Here is a 25,103-nt window from a genome sequence, read left to right on the forward strand (position 1 = left end):
AATTCTTATTATTAAGCTTTGAGTTTTGTATGTTATGATAAAAATGGTTTTATAACTATTACATGATGTGCCATTAAATAAGAAATGTTTATTACTATTAGCCACTTAAGTCATTTTACTTAATCGTATTTTTAAGTGGCATTATAGTTAATTACTTTAAATATTTATTAGAGGCGATATTTTAATTAATTACTTTTTTAGATGTTATGCGTAAATTAATTTGCTCCACAAGCACTTTATCTTGTTCATTTAGGCGCCCTACAATAAGCAAAAAATCGCTACCGTCAGTTTTTATTACTTTAATAGTTGTGTTATCAAGTTTAGTTTTACCGTATGAAGCTTCTATCTCTTTTATATCTTTAAAGTGACTCAGGTCTGATTCAAGTTTACCGTCATCGTTTTTGTAGTAACTAAAAATATAGTTCTCGGTTATCCCATTTCCGTCTTCTCGATAATCAAATACTGCATCACTATAAAAATAAAGTATGTCTTCGTTTTCTGGTGTAAGGCGGTTTCGCTTTAAAAAGTGTATTTGGTAAGGCCATAAACTATCTCCTTTTACAATTGCGGCATTAGGTAAAATATTTACCTCTTGAAGTACACCTAAAAATAATAAAGGTGCAAACGCAAGCGAGATTAAATATTGTCTGATTCGCCAATGTGAATTGTAATGTAGGGCTTCTTTCCTTGTATCGGTTTGCTCAATGTAACTAACTAGAGGCAACCATAAAAATGGCATTATACAAATCACTATAGTTGCGTATTCATCCATACGATAAGCGAAAGTACTGGCAAGTACTATTAACCACAGTATTACAGCAACCCAACTAGGCATTATTTTATTTTTATTAAACTGTTTTTGGCTGTGCTGAGCTAGTGCTTTGTACAGAGGGTAGTACCATAAAAATGCAAATACGCCTCGAGCAATAGGCATTATGCTTGAGTTGTCACGCTCTTTAATGGCCTTAAAATTACGATAGCTCCAATAGTTAACAAATAGACCTAAACTCAAAATACTGTACATAATAAACTTACTCACAGATACGGCATAAAATGAACTACTTTCAAACTTTATATTTTTAGCAGACTCTAATCGCCAGTCAGCAATAAAAAATATGAGTACTAAAATATAGCCAGCTAGTATGTATTTTAGCCAGCTATAACCAAAGCTATCCAATACATCTGCTGCAGTTTGTGGCGTATCGCTAGCTTTAGCGTATTTTAAAATAGAGTAATGAGTTGCCAATATCAGCTTTTTACGCTGTGCTAAATAGTCATCTATTTGAGCAGCTTTTATATGATCTTGTTTTGCGTAATAGTCATAACTCAGTTTTAAAACGTTATCATTAAATTCAACGGCTGTTTTTAGATTAAAGTAAGCGTTATCAATTTCTTCTTTGTTGTTGTCAAATCCCCAACCTTTTTCTGAAAAATGCAGTTTTATTGTGGTGTTAATTATATTCGGGTAGTCAAAATAAAGTGGGTCGTTACGATTTATCTGCTTTGGTTCGTAAACGCTATTCTGTATTTCACTCGCATAAAAATCAGCTTCGTAGCCTTCATCTGTTTTTTCCCAGAATTCACTAATTAAATATGATTCTCTGGTTACTAGTTTACCTGTTTTTTCTTGCTCACTAGTTAACATGACTTCATTAATTGATAAGCCGTTTAAAAAGCCTTGATAATACTCAAAGTAAGATTTAGCAACGCTGTTTAAACCACTGCTGGCTATATTGCTTCTGCGATTAATTGCTTCAAATTCAGCATACGTGTATTTGGTTTCAAAACGTGATGGCTCAGATGCTTTCTCTGCAATAAAAAAGTTATCCTCTACAGATATATTAGTATGTACAGGCTTTTGCGACATGGAGGTTAGTATCGCTTCATTTTGATCGTCAATTATTAGGGCATACCCATAATCGGGTTGTGCTAAATATTCGAGAGTTCCTCGTTGGTAGCTAACCGTAGGGTCGAGCCAGTAGCGTTTGCCATTTTGTTTAAGCGTAACAATTACGTGATTAAATACACTTGCCGAGGGAGGAAGTTCTTTTAAACGTTTGGTTTCTTCTGTATCAACTAGCGCAGGGAAGGCCTCTATATCCATCGCTTTTAATAGCGAAATAAGCAGTACAGTTTTATCTTTGCAATCACCGTATCGTAGCGATAGCGTTTCTGAGGCTGGTGTTGGTTGATGTGAATTAGTGCCCATCTCAAGCCCTAAGTAACGAATTTCGTCTTGACTAAATCGCAGCGCTGCTGCAATTTTATCTGAAGTTTTTGTGTAATTTGATTTTATGCCTTCAGCTATGTCTACAATACTGTTGGGAGTTTCTATGGCTGATTGATAAAGTGGATGTGCCCAGTTAACTACCTCTCCCCAATCGTCAAACTCAGAAAAATATACTTGTGTATATGGGTCGTACCACGTAGGAGTTTGAGAGTTTTGCTCTAGTAGGGGGGCTTCAAATAGAGATATAGAATAATCTGTACCATATTTATTAGACGCTTCTCTAATATCGGTTGCGCCGTTGATTGTATTTATATGTAAAGGCGTTTTCTTACCCCAAAGCACGCGCATTTTTTGTTGTACTACCGGTACAGACCAGTTAAGGGTTTTCCTTGTACTAAATTTATTAGCATATACAGGGTTGCTCCCCGTAATTGTGTAGCTGTAATCGAGTGTGTCACCACTGCGCATATCATCAATAATGATATTTAGTGAAAGGCTACCGTTATAAATACGATTTGCTAATTCAGGTTCACCTTGTATAACCGACATTTTCGCACTACTAAGCTTATCTATACGCTCATTATTTCTAATAATTGTTAAGCTATTTAATATTAGCGATTCGTAGCTCGGATCAAAATCAAGGCTAAGCTGACTAATATAATCAACACCACTTTGATTTATAGCTTTCATAGCTAGGCGGGTATAACGTTGTTGCTTTTGTCTATTTGGAACATATATTTGGTTATCAAGTAATAGGTATAAAGTACCATCTCGCACTTTTTCCAAGTCACTTTTTTGAGGTTGCTTGACATTATGATGAATAACCCACTCGTTAGGCTTATCTATTTCATATTGCTTAGCAAATGCTGATGTGTTGTAAAACAAAAAGCTGAAGGTAAGTAGCCAACTGGCAAAGTACAGAGAAGTCCTTTTCATTATTAATTCTTATTATTTATTATCAAAGGTTCTACCACGTTATTTTATTAATAAAGTGACGTATTTTAATTTAGCTTATCACACTAAATGAATTGTACAGAGCCCTACTGCCCCGTTATTTTTACGTGCTCAATGAAACATATATTTTAATAATTTTAGCGATTTATTCAGTGTATTTATCTGGACGTTTGTTAATGAACTTTGATTTTTATGGGGATAGGCTATGACAAAAATTAGCCAAATTATCAACATTATTGATAGTCATAACCATCTCAAGGTAATCAATACAAAATTAATAAGTACTGTACTAAATACCCTGATTATTAAATAAAACATAATAGTTTTAATGGTTTATATAATAATCAGTGTCATTTAATTGGTACTTCATTCAAATCTAAAAAAATTTTATTGAATTGATTGCATTTTAAGCGACTTGTATGGTGATGTTCGCTTGAAGTAATGCTATACTCCCGCCGAATAATTTATCGACTTTATTAAGAGTAAAATAATGGCAGATTTATCGAAGTACAGAAACATTGGTATTTTCGCGCACGTTGATGCGGGTAAAACCACTACTACTGAGCGTATCCTGAAGCTTACAGGTACTATCCACAAAACTGGTGAGGTTCATGATGGTGAATCTACTACAGATTTCATGGATCAAGAAGCTGAGCGCGGTATTACTATCCAGTCTGCGGCAGTAAGCTGTTTCTGGAAAGATCACCGTTTCAACGTTATCGATACTCCTGGACACGTTGACTTCACAGTTGAAGTTTACCGTTCACTTAAAGTATTAGATGGCGGTGTTGGTGTATTCTGTGGTTCTGGTGGTGTTGAGCCACAATCAGAAACTAACTGGCGTTACGCTAACGAATCAGAAGTTGCACGTATTATCTTCGTAAACAAATTAGACCGTATGGGTGCTGATTTTTACCGTGTAACTGAGCAAGTACGTAAAGTACTTGGTGCTACTCCACTAATCATGACTTTACCAATTGGTATTGAAGATGATTTCGTTGGTGTTGTAGACGTGCTAACTAAAAAAGCATACATCTGGGACGAAACTGGTCTTCCAGAAAACTACGAAATCACAGACGTTCCTGCAGACATGGTAGAAAAAACTGAAGAATACCATGAGATGCTTATCGAAACTGCTGTAGAGCAAGACGATGACCTAATGGAAGCGTACATGGAAGGTGAAGTACCTTCTTTAGAAGATATCAAGCGTTGTATCCGTAAAGGTACTCGTGACCTTGCTTTCTTCCCTACATTCTGTGGTTCTGCATTCAAAAACAAAGGTATGCAACTAGTACTTGATGCTGTTGTTGATTACTTACCAGCACCTACAGAAGTTGATCCTCAACCTCTTATGGATGAAGATGGTAACGAAAACGGCGAGCATGCAATTGTATCTGCTGATGAACCTTTCAAAGCGCTTGCATTCAAAATCATGGATGACCGTTTTGGTGCATTAACTTTCGTACGTATCTACTCTGGTAAGCTTAACAAGGGTGACACTATCCTTAACGCGTTTACTGGTAAAACTGAGCGTGTTGGCCGTATGGTTGAGATGCAAGCTGATGAGCGAAAAGAATTAACTAGCGCACAAGCTGGTGACATCATCGCTATCGTTGGTATGAAAAACGTGCAAACTGGTCACACTCTATGTGATCCTAAGCACCCAGTAACACTTGAGCCAATGGTATTCCCAACTCCAGTAATCTCGATTGCTGTACAGCCTAAAGATAAAGGCGGTAATGAGAAAATGGGTGTTGCTATCGGTAAAATGGTTGCAGAAGATCCATCTTTCCAAGTTGAGACTGATGAAGATTCAGGCGAAACTATCCTTAAAGGTATGGGTGAGCTTCACTTAGATATCAAAGTTGATATCCTTAAGCGTACTTACGGTGTAGACCTTATCGTTGGTCAACCACAGGTTGCTTACCGTGAAACTATCACTCGTGAAATCGAAGATAGCTACACGCACAAGAAACAATCTGGTGGTTCTGGTCAGTTTGGTAAAATCGACTACCGCATCAAGCCAGGCGAAGTTGCTTCAGGCTTTACGTTTAAATCATCAGTTGTTGGTGGTAACGTACCTAAAGAATTCTGGCCTGCAGTTGAGAAAGGCTTTAAGTCAATGATGGGCGAAGGTGTTCTAGCTGGCTTCCCAGTACTAGACGTTGAAGTAGAACTTTTTGACGGTGGCTTCCACGCAGTGGATTCATCAGCAATCGCGTTCGAAATCGCTGCTAAAGGTGCTTTCCGTCAATCGATCCCTAAAGCGGGCGCACAACTTCTTGAGCCAATCATGAAAGTTGACGTGTTCACTCCAGAAGATCACGTTGGTGACGTAATCGGTGACCTTAACCGTCGTCGTGGTATGTTAAGCGACCAAGAAGCTGGTTTAACTGGCGTTCGTATTAAAGCTGACGTTCCGTTATCAGAAATGTTCGGTTACATCGGTTCACTACGCACAATGACATCAGGTCGTGGTCAGTTCTCTATGGAGTTCTCACACTACGCAGCATGTCCACAAAACGTAGCTGATACTGTAATCGCTGCAGAAAAAGAGAAAAAAGCTGCTAAGTAATTAGCACTTTAACTCTTTAAAAAAACCCGCACATGTTGCGGGTTTTTTATTGCCAAAAATTTATATTAGTTATTTTTGTGGTAATAACCCTTTTAAATATCCTTCACCTTCGCTTTCTCAATTGTTATAAAGCAGGAATAAACTACACACGCTTTTTGAACGAGTGCTATATCAATAGCGAAGAAATAATACCAACCTGCATAAATCTTTGATCAATTTAACGAATTAAATTGCACTATAACGTCGTTAAAAATTTTTTATTTAGAACAACTAGATACAAAAATTTATGCCTAGTTCTAGCGTAATTTTCTTAACGTTAAATAGGCCTCATATATAAGCAGATTGGTATAAAATGTGTTTCATTTAAACCATTGTTTATTTGTACTGTTTTTAGGGTTGAGCTAGAAAATGGTAAGTCTGTTAATTTCTATAATTGGCGACTCACTGAACAAACGCAAGCTGATATAGCTAAGCTTTATAAAAGTAAAATATGTGATAAAGCCAATTTTTCAAATAATTCGCAATGTAATGCTTAACTGCATTATTGATGGTAATAAAAAAGGAGCAACTTATTGCTCCTTTTTTGATTTTTATGGCTTTTTATTTAGCGCTAATTAAACTTTTTTATCGCTTTAGCTTTTAGCGCTTTCATCTTTAGCTTGCGTGACTTACTAAAGCTTTGGATAGGCATTGTAACCATATGCTCTTGAGGAAGAGGTGGGGTAGTTTGTGGATAAGCACCTTCCTTTGGTACTGAAATCTCTTTCAGGTGCGTTTTAAGCGCCTCTAATGTTGTGTCGTTATCAACTTCACTAGGGCAAATAAATATTCCCATTTTTCTTAGTTGTACACCAAGCTTGATACTACTTGTGTAGCGAATAATTGGAGCTCCCAAAATCAAGCCGAGTAAAATAGGAGATAACCACCAAAAGAATACAGGCGTAAAGTAATACGAAACACTACCCCAAGCTATGGCCACTAAAGTTGAAAATAATGTATAACCAAATGCTTCTTTCCATGGGACCATTCGCCCTTCGCGAGGTTGAGCATCCCATTTTACTTTTTTACCTAAAAATACACACAGTACAAAATAAGCATGAAAGACCATCATTAATGGCGCAACAATAATTGCAAATACGGTCTCGATAATTGAGCCCATTATAAGTCTAATTGAGCCACCAAAGCGTTTGTTTCTGTGGATAAGAGTAACAATTACGCCCATCAATTTAGGCATTAATAAAATAACAATGGTTAAGTAAAGTAACGAATCAATTAGATCTGTTTTAGCTATTTGCCAAGTAGGGAATAACTGATAAACACGGTTAAAGTAAACGTCACTGTTGAGCGCGCGAGTAACTGCATCTATAGTGCTAAGTGCAAGCATAGAGAGCCAAATTAATGATGAGATATACGCTGTTGCACCTAATAAAAAGTGCAGTTTACTCATTAGTTTTAATTTTGACGAAGATAATAGCCCTAAGTGCTGAATATTACCTTGTACCCAACGTCTGTCGCGTACAGCGTAATCTAGAATATTACTTGGTACTTCTTCATAACTACCTTCAATTTCAGATAGTAGTAGTACATCCCAACCAGCACTATGAAGTAACGATGCTTCAACAAAGTCATGACTTAAAATTTCGCCGCCAAAAGGTGCGTTACCTTCAAGTGTTGGTAAACCACAATAATTAATGAATGCTTCAACACGAATAATTGCATTGTGGCCCCAGTAGTTGGCTTTATCTGTTTGCCAAAAAGCAGAGCCAGTAGCGAGCATTGGGCTATAAAGCACCGAGGCAAACTGTAAAAAACGGCCAAAAAAGGTGTCTTGGCGCACAGGAATAGGGATTGTTTGAATTAAGCCAGCTTGTGGGTTATTAATCATGCTAGTTGTTAGTTCTAACATACATTTACCTGTCATTACGCTATCGGCATCAAGTACAATCATGTGATCGTACTGGCTACCCCAACGTTCGCAGAAGTCGGTAAGGTTACCTACTTTACGGTGTTTGTTGTCTTCGCGGCGACGATAAAATACGTGTTTGGCAGTATCACCAAGACGTTCACATAATGCATGCCAAGCACTTAACTCATTTTTAGCTATTTCTGAGTCTTGTGTGTCACTTAATAAATAAAAATCAAAATTATCAAGCTGACCAGTTTCTTTTAAAGATTGCAGGCTAACTTCAAAGCCCGCAATAACTCGGTGAGTATCTTCGTTATAAATAGGCATAACTACAGCTGTTTTTTGCTGAGCAAGGGCTGTATTATCAAACTTAATAGGTTTAATACGTTTTAATGTTAATGGGTCGATACGAAATAATTGCAGCACAAAACCAATTGTACCACTGCAAAAAGCCGTTACTATCCATGCAAAGGTAATAGAGAATAAAACCAAAAGGGCATATTCAAGCAAGGTCATACCGTTTGAGCTTAAAATCTCAAACATAATAGATATGCCGTACCCCGATGTGCCTAAGGCAGCAATGGCAAATAACCATACTCTGAGTGTTTTGAATGGCATGGGTGTGCCTTTTCCTTTATTACTTGATGTCATTTGGGTACCAAACATAACTCCATACCTCGCTAATTTCTTTGTCACGTAACTTTAACGATAAACGCATATCAACGGGTTGATCGTCCTGTGGTGCAATTTTAAAGGCTACACGCCATCCTTGTGAATTTGGAAGTTTTTGCACATTTACATCGGTTACTTCACCCGTTGTAAGTTGAATGTCTGCGTCTAGTTTTAGTTGCTCAGAAAGGTGATTTATATCTGAGCCTGTAAAGTCTACGGTAAATTGGCGGTGACTTGGTGGTGGCGGATTATCTTCACCTGGCAGGGCTGCGCTACCAATTCTTGTTCGTAGTACACGCGCTTTTTCGTGCTGAGTTAAAAAAGCATTAAAGGTAGTCATTTTGTAGCTTAGTTTTAATGAATCCCCAGCTTTCATTGGCTTTTCAGGTACCCAGTAACTTACAATATTGTCGTTAGTTTCTGTATCGGTTGGTATTTCTACTAGTTCTACACGGCCATTTCCCCAATCGCCTTTCGGTTCAATCCATAGGCTAGGGCGGTTATGATAATGTGCTTCTGTATCAAGGTAATTATTAAACTCACGGTCACGCTGCGCTAAACCAAACCCTTTTGGATTATTGTATGAGAACGATGTAACACTTAACTGAGAAGGGTTGTTAAGTGGGCGCCATACCCATTTATCATCGGCTGATTGAGTTAGTAAGCCGTCTGAGTCATGAACCTCAGGGCGGTAATCATCAAAAAACTTAGTGCTGTTTTCGCCGTGATAAAACATACTTGTTAGCGGTGCTACACCCAGCTTTTTAATATCTTTACGCGCAAAAATTTGCATATCAACATCAACAAGCATGTTTGTTGTAGGGTCTACATTAAACTTATATGCGCCAGACACTGACGGGCTATCTAGCAGAGCAAAAATAGTAATATTAGTTTGATCTGGTTTTGGTTTAGCCAACCAAAACTCTTTAAACATCGGAAACTCTTCACCTGAGTTTTCAGCGGTATCTATTGCTAAGCCGCGAGCAGATAAACCATACACTTGGTTTGGTCCAACAACTCTAAAATACGATGCTCCCTGAAATACCATCACTTCGTCTTTATACTCATTGGTATTTAATGGGTAATGCACACGAAAGCCCGCATGGCCTAACTGAGTGCCGGCAACACTCTTTGCTATTTCTTCTTGTAAAGGGGCTGCTGTTCCATCGTATTGGTAAAAGTCAGTGCTAAAAGGTAAGCGGCTACGGTTAGAGTCGCCATCAACAGTATTTATTGTAACGGGTGTTTTATATAAAAATCCTGGATGGAAGAGTTGCAATTCGTAAAGGCCTTCGTCTTTCCAAACTGACTTATCTTTTTTAAATCGAATTGAACGGTAGTCTTGGTAATCAATATTATTTAGCGCTTCAAGTTCAATATTTTTAGGTGGTACATATTCTTCGCTTGCGAGCTTTTTAGCGCGAGCGCTAATTACATCAAATAAGCTACTTTGCGGGATTGCTACGTCACCTGTTGCGGCTATTGCTTGGTTGCTATTGCCCCAAGTTGAAAAAATAATAAGTAGACCCAGTAATGGCGCTGACTTCTTTGGCCACTGTGGCAGTTTTTGGGTTAATTGTTTCATTCTCATTCCTTAATAAAAACACACTTATTTTTACGTATTAGGGTAAATATTGATTTTTGTTTTAGTTTGTAAATATCGGCTTACCACTTACAGCAAAATCTGAGCCCGTTTAAAAAGTTCAGCTTTTTCAATGAGTAATTAAACCTAAAAAATAAAAATTAGTTAAGTTGTGTAAAAATCACTCAAGGTTGTGTAGTTGTTACTGATTAATTACTAGAGTATTTACAGATAGTATGACCATATTACGGGGGCTTTAATGAAGCTTGTCTGAATTACATTTGTATAAAAATAAAAAAGCCGCTAAACAAAGCGGCTTTTTAGCTAACTAGTTTAAGTTATTTCTTTTTAAATCTGCGAAGTACAGAAAGTGGTGCTAAAAGAAGCGTTAACCAAAGTAGTGAACCGGCATCATTGTCATCATCTGAGCGTAGGTTATTTACTTTTACAGCAACTGTTTCAGCACTTGATACATTACCAGCACTGTCTTGCGCTTGGACTGTTAAAGTAATGCGGTTTTCAAATTCATAATCAATATCTTTGGCAACGATTAGCTGGCCTTGATTATTAATTGAAACGCTATCGTTACCTGAAACAATAAACTTAACTACAGGAGACTCGTCTGCATTTGGGTCGCTAAAATCTAGCGTGCCAATAACTGTACCTATAGGGCTATTTTCATCAATTGCAAAAACCTGATCAGGCGCTATTACAGGAGTTTGTTCTTCTGGAGTTAGTACAACTTCAGACTTAATATCGATGATTACAGGATCGTGATCTGACGCGCGGTATGCACTTTCTGAGTAAAGCGTTGATTGGTGACCTTCACTTTTATATTCAAGGTTGTAATCAAGCACAATTGGCTCGTCAGCGTTAATATGCCAATCATTTGCTGCAACAACTTTACTAAGTAACGAGTCGGTTGCTAAAGCGTGGTCAAGGCTACCTGCACGGCCAGAGAAGCTGTAAGAGTAGCTAAGTGTATCGCCATCCAACTCAGCCACTACGTTTTTATAGCCTTTTTCGTCAAACTTACGGATTGGATCTTCCATTGCGTAAGCGTTCATATCACCAACAAGAATGATATCTTCGTCTTCTACACCGGTTGGTTTTCCATCAAGCCAGTTGCTAAATGCGGTCGCAGCTTCGGTACGAATTTCATTCCAACAGCCTTGGCCATCACCTAGGTCGTCGTTATTGTCATCGCCACAGCTACCTTTAGATTTAAGGTGCGCCACAGACACAGTGAATACTTCATCTGTTGAAAGTGATTTGAAGCTTTGCGCAATAGGGGCGCGGTTGCTGTAATCAAATGGGTAATCAGTAGTGATTGCCGCAGTGCCTACTTCTTCTACTTTATCTGCGCGGTAAATAAGGGCAGTAGTAATTGCATCGGTACCAATTTGGCTTACATTAAAGTCAACATAAGCATAATTGTTAGCTGTATCAGCATCGTTTAGTGCATTTACTAAACTTGCAATAGCGCTAAATTCACCAAAGCCATCGTTTTCAATTTCCATTAGGCCAACAACATCTGCCTGCATGGCGCTAATAGCGCTAACAAGCTTAGCTTCTTGGCGAACAAGCTCTTCTTCTGAATCAGCACCGCGGCTAGTTGGGAAACCACCGCCTTGGCCATCACCATTAAAGTAGTTAAGCACGTTAAAGCTAGCGATTCGTAAATCGGCCTCTTCACTTTGCTCCGGCGCATCTTCACGCGCATTGGTTGCTATAAACTGCGGTGTAACCGTTGGATGAATACGGTACGTGCTAAAGCTGTATGTAACTACCCCTGTTACTGCATTTACAGTATCGCCAGTACGTAGTGTGTTTTCTGCAGATAAACCTGCAGCTGGGTAAGCCGTTGGATCTGAGTTTTGCGCTGTGGAGCCATCGTCTAATAATATTTTTTTAGTTAGGTTAGCCGCTTCAACAGCATTTGCTGCATCACCTGGCAATGCAATTTGAGTACCTTGGTACAAACGCTCAGTGGCAAGTTCTACTTCACCATAACGACCTAAGCCGTAATTATTAGTAACAACCAATGTTTGATCTAGGCTTACGAGCATACCTTCGTAGGCTTCTAGATCAGCTTGGCTGTCTAATGGTAGGCTTATTGTAGTTGCAGAGGCGACTTCGCCAGTACCACATACTGCAATTTGTGTTACATCTGCTAGTTGTGTTGAGTCGTAGTATTCATCAACGGTACCCTGTACGCGTACGTGGTCACCTACATTTACATCGGTATCGGTAAAGTATACAAATAGACCTTCTGAGGTCATTGGGTCGCTATCTACATCTGCTGCTAATGAGGTAACAAAGAAGCCATCTAAGCCATCTTCACCTTGAAAATCAGCGGTTACAATACCTTCAATTTCAACAACAGTATCCACTAATGGGCTTGCATCGCCTGCGCCTTGTACAGCGCTAATAAGCGTTTTATCTGCGTCACATACAAGCGGTTCTAGTGGCTCCGGCTCAGGAGTTGGTTCCGGTGTTGTTCCACCATTACCTGCGTGTGAACCTAAACCGTCAAATGTATCTTTATCGTATTCTATCCACTCATCACCAGGAGAAAATTCAGCAGTTGAAGCTGTGCGCCCAGTTGTAATACTGTTTTTACGACGTAAGGTTCTATCTTGAGTTTGTGCTGTATCATCTGACCAAAATGTACCTGGGTCTACGCCTACCTGGCCAAAGCTATCAATAACTGTATCGCCTTGCATTAGTACAATCGCGTCATCGCCATTAAAGCCAACACCGCCACTTTGTAAGTCTGCAAAAGCAGCAAGAGTATCATTCGCACTTGTATGGGTAATTACATAAGTTGTTTCGGCAGCTAAGGTGCCTTCAAGTGAAATGACTTGGCTAGCTTCTGTTTTACCATTAAAAAATAGGTTGAGTGTTACACCATCTAAAGCAATTTCTGAAGCGCTATTATTATAAAGCTCAATCGCTTTGTTATTACTGCTTCCTTCAATATATTCAGAAATGATTAGATCGGCGGAGGCTGGCGCACTGAGACTTGCTATAACAAGTGCTAGTGGTGTTATTTTTGTTTTAAACATTTTTTATTATTCCCGTGTATTAATCCCAAAATGGGACAACCAGTGTAGAGAATATAAATGACAAAAATAATACAGAAATGTTAACAAATGTAAATGAGAAGGCAGAAGTGCCTTCTCGAAAAATTATTTACTTATTATATAGGTACAGTGCGGCTTGCTTTGCAAAGTAGGTTAAAATACCGTCAGCACCAGCACGTTTAAATGCGAGTAAAGATTCCATTATGGTGGCCTCTTCTGCTAACCAACCGTTATCGATTGCAGCTTTATGCATTGCATATTCACCGCTTACCTGATATGCGAAAGTAGGTACACCAAACTCATCTTTTACACGGCGTACTACATCAAGGTATGGCATTCCTGGCTTCACCATCACCATGTCTGCGCCTTCTTGTAAGTCCAGAGCCACTTCACGTATAGCTTCGTCTGAGTTAGCTGGATCCATTTGATAGGTTTTTTTATCGGCACCTTTTAAATTACCGGCTGAACCTACAGCATCTCTAAATGGTCCGTAATAGCTAGATGCATACTTAGCTGAGTAAGCCATTATGCGAGTATGAATGTGACCATCCGCTTCAAGAGCCTCACGAATAGCGCCAATACGACCATCCATCATATCCGAAGGAGCAACTACATCTGCGCCAGCTTGCGCATGTGAAAGCGCCTGCTTAACCAAAATTTCGGTTGTTACATCGTTAATTACATAACCTTCGTCATCAATAATGCCGTCTTGCCCGTGAGTGGTAAATGGGTCAAGTGCTACATCAGTTATTACACCTAGCTCAGGGAAAGCTTCTTTTAGTGCACGCACGGTACGCTGTGCAAGCCCATCATCGTTATATGCTTCTTCAGCAAAAAGAGATTTTTTATCAGAAGGTGTAACCGGAAAAATAGCTATTGCCGGTATACCTAATTTAACAAGTTCTTTTGCTTCATCTAAAAGTAAATCAATTGATAAGCGCTCAATACCAGGCATAGACTCAATCGTTTCGCGTCGGTTTTTACCTTCAAGTACAAACACCGGAAATATTAAATCGTTAACTGTTAATTGGTTTTCAGCCATTAAGCGGCGAGAGAAATCACTACGGCGCATTCTGCGCATGCGGGTATATGGAAAAAGGTCGAGTCCTGATTGGGCCATAATCTATGCTCCTACTGTGGTATTGGAAAACTAATTACTTGGTTACGACCGTTTTGCTTGGCGTAATAAAGTGCTTTATCGGCATTATGAGTAAAAAGCTCAGGGTTGTTTATATCATCTGTAACCGCGGTGTATGCTCCCGCGCTCACGGTGACATTAATAAATGTGCCTGCTACATTTATTTGATTAGTTTCAATTGCTTTACGGATCCTATCTGCAATTTCTAGTGTGCCATCGTGAGGTGTATTTGGTAATAAAATTACAAACTCTTCCCCACCATAGCGTGCAACTTCATCAAGTGGACGCTTCAAATGTTGCTTAATGGTATCAGCAACTGCACGAATAACTTGATCGCCGGTCAAGTGCCCGTAGTTATCGTTTACACTTTTAAATCGGTCTATGTCGAGCATAATAATACTCAATGGTGTTTGCTCACGTCGAGAGCGACGAAGTTCCATAATGAGTTTTTTATCAAAAAAGCGTCGGTTTTTAACACCTGTAAGTGCATCTTCCATATTAAGCTGCTCAAGCTCGTGATTTTTATCTTCGAGTTCACGAAGTGTTACTTGCAACTCAAAAGTACGCTCATCAACTTGTGACTCTAGTTCCTTTTGAGTTTGTTCTTGCAACATTAAACGCTCTTTTAGAAGTGTATCTTGGGCTGCATTTTCAGCAATCAAGGTTTGTTGTGTAATTACTTGCTCATCTCGCTCTAAAATAAATAACTTCATTACTGAGTAACACAAACAAAAAGTACTACTAAAAAAGCAAACAAATACAAATCCTAAGCTACTTCTACTAAGCGGGTACAATCCAAAAACAGCAATAATGAGATAAATCAGAACAAGTAAAAAGAATGTCAGTGCAACTATCAGCGCTTGTATAGGTTTTGATGGTGTATTGCGCATGCATATTATTGTTGTAATTAGGTAATAGCAAACAACAATAGGTGTGGCGATTAAGCAATAAATAGTTAGTAAAGCGTTAGGCAAAGCCCAAATAAAGAGTAAAGTAACAGCAAATATGCTGGTTACTATGCTTTGCCCTGTAATTAATTTAGATGTTTTTGTTTGGCATAATTGTTTTTGTAGTGGTAAAAAAATTAGCGTTGTGAGCATTAATAATACTGGGATCATAAACTGCTGTGCAGCAGGTAGATTAGGGTGAAAGTAGCGAACCCCAAAGCCACATAAATACGCAAGTAGTACGCCTAGAGTGAGGGTTATCACACCAGCGTAAGCAAAGTATAATTTGCGTGAAAAGCCGTATAAAACTAAGCAGCTCATAGCAAGCGAAAATAAAAAGCCAATAAGTAACCCAAAAACTAAATTAAGTTTTGTTTTATGGATTAGATAGGCGTCTTGCTGCCAAAGCGTAATAGGCACGCGTAGCCCCGCAGCATTATTTACTTTAATAATTACAGTACTCACACTATTTGCAGGTAGAGTTAGCTTTGCTAGTAGAGATTCGCTCTTAAGCGTTCGCTGTGAAAGCGAAAATGAATCACCAAGCTGAGTATGCGATAGTAATTTGGAGTTATAGAAGTGATAAATCTGTGCTTCATTTAAAAGCGGGTTATCTAAGGACAGCAAAGAAAAGGTATTCACTGTTAACGTATTTTTAATTGTAAATACTAGCCATACAGGGCGCTGCTCAAAACCTAAGTTTAAAGGCTCATTAGTTATTGCTCGCCAATCAGACTTATTATTTATATAGGCATCTTGTGCAGAGGTAGGTGAGAAAGAATAACTTAATGTATCTACTTTTATAGATTTAAAGTTTTTAGTTACAACAGGATTAGCAAAAGAGCAAAAAGAACAAAGAAGCAATAACAGGCCTAAAAATACCTTTGCGCACGTCATTAACGATTCTCTAAACCAAAAACACGGTAAAAGTTTTTTGTCGTTTGATTTGCGACTACGCTTTCATCAATTTGATAAAGCTGAGCAATTGTTTGGCAAATATAAGGCAGTAACGCGGGCTCATTTTTACGTGATTTCGGCTTTGGCTTTACTGTTCGTGGAATTAAAAAAGGTGAATCTGTTTCTATTAACAGTCGTTCTAAAGGAATACTTGGAACTAATTTTTGCAGTTCTTGGCCGCGCCTTTCATCACATACCCAGCCAGTTATGCCAATATACAAACCTAATTCTAAATAGCTTTTAAGTGCTTGCGCATTACCCGTAAAGCAATGAAGTACACCCCGTACGTTATATTCTCGCAGAATACTCAGCATATCATCACTTGCATCGCGTTCATGCAAATATACTGGTAAATCTAGCTTTTCAGCCAAGGCGAGTTGGCGCTTAAAAACATTACGCTGTACATCTCGAGGTGAAAAATCACGATTATAATCTAGGCCACATTCACCAATCGCTATAACTTGCTTGTTGTTTGCAAGCATAGTTAATTGCTCTTCTAATTCATTTGTAGCTAATTTAGCGTCGTGTGGATGAATGCCTGCCGTTGCGTATTGATGGTGCTTTATAGCAAGCTCAAGTGATTGCTTACTACTTACTAGATCACAACCTATAACGAGCATTTTTTTAACGCCCGCAGCATTAGCGCGGGCAATTACGTCATCATGAACTTGATCAAATTGATGATTAGTTAAATTAACGCCTGCATCAATTAAATTATCGATCATTACTGAGTGCGCTTCACACGAATAGAGCGGTTTTGCCCATCTTTGCGCAATAGGAATGAATTAAATACTCCACGACTAATAACAACAGTGTCAGACTCTTTTAGTTTAAGACTATCTGAACCAATTTGACGCCACTCTTGGCTATTATCAAGGCTAATAATAAGTTCGCCATATGGTGCTTTTTTTACTGATGATACGAGAGCTGTAATATTTTCATCTTTATCTTTGGTAATTTCTTTATGCTCTAATCCAAAGTCATCGCCTTTAGCTGCAGGAGCAGAAGCTGTTACCGCAGCAACGGGAGCGCTTACGTTAGGCGTTATATTAGCGACTGGCTTTGGCGGCGTAAGTGTTTTTTTCTCGCTTGGTTTTGTTAGCGGTTTGCCTGCAACTGTGTTGTCGTAGCAAAGTAAGCGATTAAAATCATTTTCAATAAAGCTGCATGCTTGTAATGCTTGAACGTTAATTTCTTGCGCTGTAACGGTAGGAGCGCTTAGTAAAACCAGTAGTGAGAGTAGTTGTTTTTTCATTTTATTCCTCAGATTCCTGTTGTTCTTTAGCGCTATAAAATCTCGCTAAAATTAAACCTAGCTCAAATAAAAGCAGCATAGGAAATGCTAATAATGTTTGTGATAGCACATCCGGTGGCGTTAAAAACATAGCCACTACAAATACGCCAACCACAATATATGGGCGCTTTTCTTTTAAACTTTTGGTCGTTGTTGCACCACTCCAACATAGCAGCATTATGGCTACGGGAATTTCAAACGCTACACCAAAAGCAAAAAATAGCTTAAGTACAAACCCTAAGTAGCTACTAATATCCGGCGCTAGGGTCATCATTTGTGGCCCTACACTGGTAAAAAAGCCCAATATAATAGGCAGCACTACAAAGTAACAAAAGGCAATCCCACCATAAAACAATAAAATGCTTGAAGCCAAAATTGGCATTAGCATGCGTTTTTCATGTTGGTATAAACCAGGCGCTATAAACCCCCAAATTTGGTGCAATATCCACGGAATAGCGCCAAATAAAGCAATAAACAGCGTTAATTTAAAGGGGGCAAAAAAGGGCGCAGTGACATCTGTGGCAATCATAGTCGCTGTACTTGGTAAGTGTGCCACTAAAGGTGCTGCTACAAACTCATATATATCATTAGCAAAATACACTAAGCCAATAAATATTACGAAAATGCTTAAAAGCGCTTTAATAAGCCGATCACGAAGCTCAATTAAATGAGCCACAAACCCTGATTTAGCTTGCTCAGTCATTATTTTTTATACCATGTAATAAGTTGACCACAAATAGAGGAATTAATTTCACTTTTTTTCATCAGGTTGTTCGTTAGCTGGTGTGCTTGAGGGGATTTTATAGCTATGGGTAACCGACTGAGCTGCCTTTTGCAGCTCGTCTACCGATTGTTGTAGCTCTGGGCTTAAATCTTTGAGTTCTTGTTGCTCTGCTTTTTTAAGGTTTTCGTGCAGCTCATGAATACGTAGCTCTTCACTTACTTCTGCCTTGACCGAATTAGCCATCGACTTTACCGTTTTTACCCAGCGCATTACGGTACGAATAGCTACCGGTAAACGCTCAGGGCCAAGAACAACTAAGCCTACGATAAAAACTATAACAAGCTCCCACATTCCCATACTCGTTAAACCTTAGTATCGTCTTTGGTTTTTTCAGTACTTTGCGTATCTGTTGGGGTGGCTTTTTGAGATTCTTGGATCTGCTCTGCTTTTTCGCTGTCCGAATCTTTATTTTGATCATCAGACATTGCTTTTTTAAAGCCTTTTACTGCGCCGCCTAAGTCTCCGCCCATACCGCGTAGTTTTTTAGTGCCAAAAAGAAGTACGATAATTGCTAAAACAATTAATAATTGCCAAATGCTAATGCCACCAAGACCCATGGTTATCTCCAACTTATAAATGCTTAAATGTTTATTTTAAGTACTAATTATACGCCCTGTGGCATAAATAGCACTTAGTTTATGTGTTGCGCCACGCCGCTATAAAACTAATTGCCGAAGCTGCTATTACCACACCCGACGCGATGTAGTCGTGCTGCAGATAACATAGCGCTGAAACAATAAGTGTAGCGCTACCAAAAAGGCTAAGCACTAATGCTTTATGTGACACTTTATTAGGCTGTGAATGCTGTACTTGCGGACTACGCTTTAAATTTTGATAAATTAAATCAGGTAGTTCTGGCATTTTTTCAGCCCAAAATGGCAAGTTAGCATACATTTGTTTCATTACTGATAACGGGCCAACTTGCTGTTTTACCCATTCTTCTAAAAATGGTTTAGCTGTTTTCCATAAATCCAGTTGCGGGTATAGCTGTCGCCCAAGGCCTTCAACATATAATAACGTTTTTTGTAATAAGACTAACTGCGGCTGTACCTGCATATTAAAACGGCGTGCAGTATTAAATAAGTTAACCAGTACATGGCCAAATGAAATTTCAGCCAGTGGCTTATTAAAAATAGGTTCGCACACGGTACGTATTGCAAATTCAAACTCTTCGATGCTGGTATCGGGTGGTACCCAGCCAGAGTCAACATGAAGCTGTGCAACTTGACGGTAATCGCGATTAAAAAAGGCAATAAAATTTTCAGCGAGGTAGCGCTTATCTTCTTTGTTTAGCGTGCCAACAATGCCACAGTCGATACCAATATACATCGGGTTTTCAGGGTGCTCGCGAGAAACAAATATATTGCCTGGGTGCATATCTGCATGAAAAAAACTGTCTCTAAACACTTGTGTAAAAAATACCTCTACACCGCGCTCAGCTAGCAATTTCATGTTCGTGTTTTGCGCAATTAATGATTCGGTATCTGATACTGGTATCCCGTAAATACGCTCCATTACGAGCACATTGCTTCGGCTATAATCACTATAAATTGCAGGTATATATAATGATTCTGAGCCTTCAAAATTACGCTTTAATTGAATGCCATTGGCCCCTTCGCGCATTAAGTCGAGTTCATCGAGTAGTGTTTTTTTGTATTCTTTTACTACTTCAACAGGGCGAAGACGCTTAGCTTCGTTAAGTATTTTAGCCAGTACTTTAGCGAGCTTTTCCATTAGCGCTAAATCGGCATTAATTTGTTCGTGAATGTTTGGCCTAATAACTTTTATTACTACATCTTGCTCAATGTTTTGAGTATCAATCAATTTCGCTGTGTGCACTTGCGCAATAGAAGCTGATGCGAGTGGTGTTTGTGAAAATTCACTAAATAGCTCGCTTATATCGTTAATTTCGAGTGCTTTTTCTATTATTTGTTGTGCAAGTTCACCTTCAAATGGCTCAACTTGGTCTTGTAAAAAGGCAAGCTCTAGTGCGATGTCGTGTGGGAGTAAATCTCGGCGGGTTGAGAGCATTTGGCCAAACTTGATCCACACAGGGCCAAGCTCTTGTAGAGCTAAGCGCAGGCGTAAGCCAGCCGGTTTTTCTTTATGCTTGTTGCGTAACCAAAACAAGCTGCCTCGAGCCAATTTACCAAACCAAGGAATTTTGTGTTTAGGTACTAACTCGTCTAACCCGTAGCTAAGTAGTGTTTTAGTGATGTAATACAAACGTGCAGTCGACACAAAAAATCCTTAGCGAGGTTTCGAAGATGAAAAAGAGTTTAATAAAGCATTTATACGTTGCTCAACAGCTGCCACTTTACTTTTTAGCGCTCTATTTTGCTGTTTAAATTGCTCAAGCTCTAATGGGTGAATAGTAACTGCGAGCTCATCTTGGCATAAACTTGTGAGCATACTACTTATTTTTGAGTGAGCTTTAGCGCCTTGATGTTTAAGCATCGTTAGATTTTGAAATAACAGTTGAGCAGGAGCATCACCAATATAGTTAGATAGTTGCTCAGGCCAATCAATATCTAGGCTTGAAAACGCATTGCTATATGTCTGTGCAATGTTTAAGTCGCCTTGTAAATCGAGCTTATCTTGGCGAATTAATTGGGTTAGCATTGCCGGGTTTTTAAGTGCTAACAGTGTATTTATATCGGCGCTTATCATGCAATCTGCATTTTCGTTATTTAGTGCGCTGTATAAATGCAATTGCTCATCACTGTAAATTAGCTGAATACTTTGCTGCCAGTCTCTTACTTCAACTACTAAGCGCTGATGTTTAACTGCGCTTAGCTTTTGTGACAATTGCGGGTCAAGTTTAAGTGCTTGATTTAGTACTCGCTCAATAAGCGATAGTACAAAATTAGGTAACATAAAAAATTCAGCGGGTGTTACGCCACTATTATTGTTAGCTGTATTATCAAGCGCCATAAATGCCTGCCTTAATATTTAAAACCACGGTGTAGAGCAACAATTCCGCCAGTAAGATTTTGATATGTTGTTTGCTCAAAGCCGGCATCTTCCATCATCGCTTTTAAAGTATCTTGATCTGGATGCATACGAATGGATTCTGCTAAGTATTTGTACGATTCACTATCGTTAGCAACTACTTTGCCCATGGTTGGTAATAAATTAAACGAGTAAAAGTCGTAAGCTTTGCTAAGTAGTTCATGTTCAGGTTTTGAAAACTCTAAAACAAGTAAGCGACCACCTGGCTTTAAAATGCGGTACATAGAGCGTAGTGCTTTGTCTTTATCGGTTACATTACGTAACCCAAAGGCAATGGTGATCACATCAAAGCTATTATCTGGGAATGGTAGCATCTCGGCGTTCATTTGAACGTAATCAATATTGCCTACCAAGCCAAGGTTATGTAGTTTTTCGCGGCCAACTTTAAGCATAGATGAGTTAATGTCGCCCAATACCACTTGACCGGTTTCGCCAACCAATTGACTAAATTTTGCCGTTAAATCGCCAGTACCACCGGCTAAATCAAGAACGTGGTGACCTTTTCTAACACCTGAACTTGCAATGGTTTGACGCTTCCATAAACGATGCACACCAAAAGACATTAAATCATTCATTACATCGTATTTTGCAGCAACTGAGTGAAATACATCAGCAACCATCGAAGCTTTGTCGTTCTCGGCTACGGTTTTATATCCAAAATGCGTGGTCTTTTGTTCGGTTTCGTTCATGATTAATCTCTATCGTGACAATAGAGGTTAGTGTACTTGATTGTACGCGGTAGGTGCAATTTGAATATGATTTATCAGGTAATTTATTGTCCAGCGGTGTAGCTGCTTAGCCCTAAAGAGCGAGCTTTAAATGCCGCATGAGAGGCTTTTTTTGCTAACTTATTAAAATCATCTTCGTGTTGATGCTGGGCAATTCCTAATGATAGGTCAATACTAGGCAATTTAACCCCAGTTTTTGAGCTGACAAAGCGAAGTTTTTCCACACCATTACGTACCTTTTCGGCAATGACATTCGCTGTTTCAGGGTCAATATTAGCAAGTAAAACAGTAAATTGATCTTTAGCTGTGCGCCCAGGTAATCCACTTTGAAAAACATATTTTTGCACTTGCTTTGCGACCTTGTTCAATATTACCTCACCAATAATGTCTCCATAATTATGTGTAAAGTGATCAAGGTTATCTATTTGAATTGCTATGGCACAAATAGACTTTTGTTGATTGCTCCAAATTTGGGCTTGCTGCGTTAAATAATGGCGCTTATAGAGCCCTGTTTGGGTATCGACTATATGTTGCTTTCTAAGTTGGGTTAGTTGTTTTTGTGTTTTTTGATGCAGCTGTTTAGCTTTACTTAATTCTTGTTTAAATAGCTTATGCTGATTTAACAGTTCTGCTGTTTGGTTGTTGAGCACTTTAAGTGCTTGGCGGCTTTGCTCTATATTCTTTTCGTCAAGTGTATGCACGCATTCACTTACTTGACCCGCAAAACGGATTATTTGTTTTTCTGTAGTTTGCGCATTATTTGAAAGTGAGTTTATAACACCATCCACATTTTGAATCATGCTCACTTGCGTTGTATGGCCTGTATTTAAAAACTCGCTATAGAGCTGTTCTATTAAAACACTATCAATATTATCATTTGCAGAAATTGCACGGTCTAAAGCGGTATTAAGCTTGTTATTTACTTGGCTAGTATAAGTGTAAATAACTTGATAGTTCAGCGGTGTAGGAGGAAGCGAAAAGCGCTCTAAAAAAATACACACTTTAGTCATTTTTTCTTGAGCAATAGCCATGGAATCATGGAACATCATTATTTAATACCAACTAAGTACGCATAAGTGCAAATTTGAAATATCTCATTCCATGAGGCGGTTATGCGTCCCAGCTTTTTATTGTTTTTTACTACAGTAATCGTTATATCGGCTATTTAAAAGCAAAAATGAGGGTTAGGGAACATAAATTTAACTTTAACAGCTCAATAGCTGTTTTTCTCATCAATTGAGCTGATTTTTATATACTTTAATGTATAAAACCTTAAAGCTTGGGAGGCCAATACGGTAAAGCTCATCTCATTTACTTGCTATTTATTTACCCTACGATAGCTTAAAGCAATCTGTTGTATTACTAAGCTAAATTATAATGAATTATTTATTACCAAAAACGTTTCGCCAGTCTCTTTTTAGTATGGCTGTTTTATGTTCATTAAGTGCATGTCAAATAACAACCCCAAATGCAAATGAGCAATTTACTAAAGTTGCACAATCTATTGTGCAATATAGAGAAAGTACAAGCCCTTATAGCAGCCCTCAGGGTGTTGATGGTTATTTATTAGCTAATTTGTCGCCCGAGTATTTAGAGCAAGAATATAAAAATAAAATACAACTCTTAGCTGATTTAGATGCAGTTGATACCGCTAAATTGAGTGATGAAAACCAGATTAACTTTAGTATTATTCGTGCACAGGTACAAAACAGTGTTGATGAATATGTATTTCATGCGCACTACATGCCGCTTACTTCTGAATATGGCTTTCATTCTGGATTATCTTACATGATAAACAGCTCTCAATATAAACAAGAGCAAGATTTAGAGGTATATCTAGCACGTTTGTCACAAGTTCCACGCTTTTTTGAGCAAAATATCTATTGGATGAAAAAAGGCCTGGAAACAGGGCTCACTCAGCCAAAGGCGGTACTTAAAGGTTACGAAGACTCTATAACAACTTATATTGTTGACGATGTAACTAAGTCAGAATTTTATAAACCATTTTTAACTAATACTGCAGGTTTAAGTGATAGCGACTTTTATGCTGTTCAGCAACAAGCTAAGGCAGTTTTAAAAAATAAAGTTATCCCTGCTTATAAAGATTATTTAACGTTCTTCACCCAGCAATACCAACCTGGGGCTCGTACAAGTATTGGTATTTCAGATACGCCTAATGGCGAGGCACTTTATAAAAATAGAGCTAAATACTACACCACCACGGATATGACACCTAAAGAGATCCACGAGTTAGGCTTAAAGGAGGTGGCTCGTATTCGTAGTGAAATGGAAACGGTCATAGCAGAGGTAGGTTTTAAAGGCACGTTTGCTGAATTTGTTCACTTTTTACGAACCGATCCACAATTTTATGCAACAACACCAGAGCAGCTTTTAAAGGAAGCGGCTTATATCGCAAAAAAAATGGATGCGCAGCTACCTAAGTTATTTCATACATTACCGCGTATGCCTTATGGTGTAGCGCCGGTGCCTGCAGCTATAGCGCCAAAATACACAACAGGGCGCTATTCAGGCTCAAGCCGTGACGATCAGGCCGGGTTTTATTGGGTAAACACGTATGCGCTTGATAAGCGCCCACTTTACGTTTTAGAAGCGCTTACGTTACATGAGGCTGTACCTGGGCATCATTTACAAATATCGCTAAATGCTGAGCTTGAAGATTTACCGAGCTATCGTCGAAATGCGTACCTTTCTGCCTTTGGTGAAGGGTGGGGGCTTTATTCTGAATACTTAGGAATAGAAGCTGGCTTTTATCAAGACCCATATAGCCGCTTTGGACGTTTAACGTATGAAATGTGGCGAGCTGCTCGCTTAGTGGTTGATACTGGCATGCATATGTATGGCTGGAGTCGTGAGCGTGCTATGAACTTTATGAGCGAGAACACGGCGCTTTCACTTCATAATGTAAAAACCGAAACCGACCGTTATATATCGTGGCCTGCGCAGGCACTTTCATACAAAATTGGTGAGCTAACAATTAAACGTTTACGCACTGAAGCCGAGCAAGCACTAGGGCAAAACTTTGATATACGTGAGTTCCATCATCAAGTATTGCGACATGGCTCTGTGCCATTATCGGTGTTAGAAACACAGGTTCGTTTATACATTAAAAATGAGCTAGAAAAATCGCAAAATTAACGCTCAAGGCGTATAAACCTTGAACAAATAAAGGTGTTGTGTCATTTTGGCGCAACACCTTTTTTATTTTTTAAAACAGCCA

Annotated in this window: 17 protein-coding genes; 2 read left to right on the forward strand and 15 right to left on the reverse strand. The window is 38.7% G+C overall.

Going from position 1 to position 25,103, the window contains the following annotated elements:
- Positions 1 to 181: 181 nt before the first annotated feature.
- Positions 182 to 3,166: a DUF3857 domain-containing transglutaminase family protein gene (locus tag CWC11_RS17020; protein WP_138683635.1), complete on the reverse strand. Its 2,985-nt coding sequence runs from the start codon at positions 3,164 to 3,166 to the stop codon at positions 182 to 184.
- A 508-nt stretch (positions 3,167 to 3,674) separates the two neighbouring features.
- Here CWC11_RS17020 and fusA point away from each other — a divergent pair.
- Positions 3,675 to 5,759, forward strand: coding sequence for an elongation factor G (fusA, locus tag CWC11_RS17025; protein ID WP_058548791.1), 2,085 nt, complete (start codon positions 3,675 to 3,677; stop codon positions 5,757 to 5,759).
- Positions 5,760 to 6,369: 610 nt separating this feature from the next.
- On the opposite strand, the gene mdoH is transcribed toward fusA, so the two are convergent.
- The 14 genes from mdoH to CWC11_RS17095 all read right to left on the reverse strand — a co-directional run bounded on the left by mdoH (position 6,370) and on the right by CWC11_RS17095 (position 22,896).
- Positions 6,370 to 8,331, reverse strand: coding sequence for a glucans biosynthesis glucosyltransferase MdoH (mdoH, locus tag CWC11_RS17030; RefSeq protein WP_138683636.1), 1,962 nt, complete (start codon positions 8,329 to 8,331; stop codon positions 6,370 to 6,372).
- Positions 8,303 to 9,922 carry an OpgD/OpgG family glucan biosynthesis protein gene (locus CWC11_RS17035; protein ID WP_138683637.1) on the reverse strand — a complete coding sequence of 540 codons (1,620 nt, stop codon included), beginning with the start codon at positions 9,920 to 9,922 and terminating at the stop codon, positions 8,303 to 8,305. The genes mdoH and CWC11_RS17035 overlap by 29 nt, the downstream gene beginning before the upstream one ends.
- A gap of 335 nt (positions 9,923 to 10,257) precedes the next feature.
- The gene (locus CWC11_RS17040; RefSeq protein ID WP_138683638.1) at positions 10,258 to 12,987 is read right to left on the reverse strand and encodes an ExeM/NucH family extracellular endonuclease; all 2,730 of its coding nucleotides are present in this window, start codon (positions 12,985 to 12,987) and stop codon (positions 10,258 to 10,260) included.
- 127 nt (positions 12,988 to 13,114) lie between these two features.
- Positions 13,115 to 14,125: a porphobilinogen synthase gene (hemB, locus tag CWC11_RS17045; protein WP_138683639.1), complete on the reverse strand. Its 1,011-nt coding sequence runs from the start codon at positions 14,123 to 14,125 to the stop codon at positions 13,115 to 13,117.
- Between the two features lie 11 nt (positions 14,126 to 14,136).
- Positions 14,137 to 15,987, reverse strand: a complete 1,851-nt coding sequence (locus CWC11_RS17050; protein ID WP_138683640.1) for a sensor domain-containing diguanylate cyclase — start codon at positions 15,985 to 15,987, stop codon at positions 14,137 to 14,139.
- Positions 15,987 to 16,772 carry a TatD family hydrolase gene (locus tag CWC11_RS17055; RefSeq protein WP_138683641.1) on the reverse strand — a complete coding sequence of 262 codons (786 nt, stop codon included), beginning with the start codon at positions 16,770 to 16,772 and terminating at the stop codon, positions 15,987 to 15,989. Before CWC11_RS17055 ends, CWC11_RS17050 begins: the two co-directional genes overlap by 1 nt.
- A complete protein-coding gene (locus CWC11_RS17060; RefSeq protein WP_138683642.1) occupies positions 16,772 to 17,302 on the reverse strand; it encodes a hypothetical protein in 531 nt (176 codons plus the stop codon). The genes CWC11_RS17055 and CWC11_RS17060 overlap by 1 nt, the downstream gene beginning before the upstream one ends.
- A 1-nt stretch (position 17,303) precedes the next feature.
- A complete protein-coding gene (gene tatC / locus CWC11_RS17065) occupies positions 17,304 to 18,044 on the reverse strand; it encodes a twin-arginine translocase subunit TatC (protein WP_138683643.1) in 741 nt (246 codons plus the stop codon).
- 48 nt (positions 18,045 to 18,092) lie between these two features.
- A complete protein-coding gene (tatB, locus tag CWC11_RS17070) occupies positions 18,093 to 18,416 on the reverse strand; it encodes a Sec-independent protein translocase protein TatB (RefSeq protein ID WP_249330760.1) in 324 nt (107 codons plus the stop codon).
- A gap of 11 nt (positions 18,417 to 18,427) precedes the next feature.
- The gene (gene tatA / locus CWC11_RS17075; RefSeq protein ID WP_089348958.1) at positions 18,428 to 18,682 is read right to left on the reverse strand and encodes a Sec-independent protein translocase subunit TatA; all 255 of its coding nucleotides are present in this window, start codon (positions 18,680 to 18,682) and stop codon (positions 18,428 to 18,430) included.
- Positions 18,683 to 18,761: 79 nt separating this feature from the next.
- Entirely contained in the window at positions 18,762 to 20,366 is a 1,605-nt protein-coding gene (gene ubiB, locus CWC11_RS17080; protein ID WP_138683645.1) for a ubiquinone biosynthesis regulatory protein kinase UbiB, read from the reverse strand.
- 9 nt (positions 20,367 to 20,375) lie between these two features.
- Positions 20,376 to 21,059: a ubiquinone biosynthesis accessory factor UbiJ gene (locus tag CWC11_RS17085; RefSeq protein ID WP_138683646.1), complete on the reverse strand. Its 684-nt coding sequence runs from the start codon at positions 21,057 to 21,059 to the stop codon at positions 20,376 to 20,378.
- An 11-nt stretch (positions 21,060 to 21,070) separates the two neighbouring features.
- Positions 21,071 to 21,826 carry a bifunctional demethylmenaquinone methyltransferase/2-methoxy-6-polyprenyl-1,4-benzoquinol methylase UbiE gene (gene ubiE, locus CWC11_RS17090; RefSeq protein WP_058548777.1) on the reverse strand — a complete coding sequence of 252 codons (756 nt, stop codon included), beginning with the start codon at positions 21,824 to 21,826 and terminating at the stop codon, positions 21,071 to 21,073.
- Positions 21,827 to 21,909: 83 nt separating this feature from the next.
- A complete protein-coding gene (locus CWC11_RS17095) occupies positions 21,910 to 22,896 on the reverse strand; it encodes a GGDEF domain-containing protein (protein ID WP_138683663.1) in 987 nt (328 codons plus the stop codon).
- Between the two features lie 346 nt (positions 22,897 to 23,242).
- Here CWC11_RS17095 and CWC11_RS17100 point away from each other — a divergent pair, with 346 nt between their 5' ends.
- Positions 23,243 to 25,021, forward strand: coding sequence for a DUF885 domain-containing protein (locus tag CWC11_RS17100; protein ID WP_138683647.1), 1,779 nt, complete (start codon positions 23,243 to 23,245; stop codon positions 25,019 to 25,021).
- The last annotated feature ends 82 nt before the right edge of the window (positions 25,022 to 25,103 follow it).

It is taken from the genome of Pseudoalteromonas sp. S3178, assembly GCF_005886985.1.
Classification (GTDB): Bacteria; Pseudomonadota; Gammaproteobacteria; order Enterobacterales; family Alteromonadaceae; genus Pseudoalteromonas; species Pseudoalteromonas carrageenovora.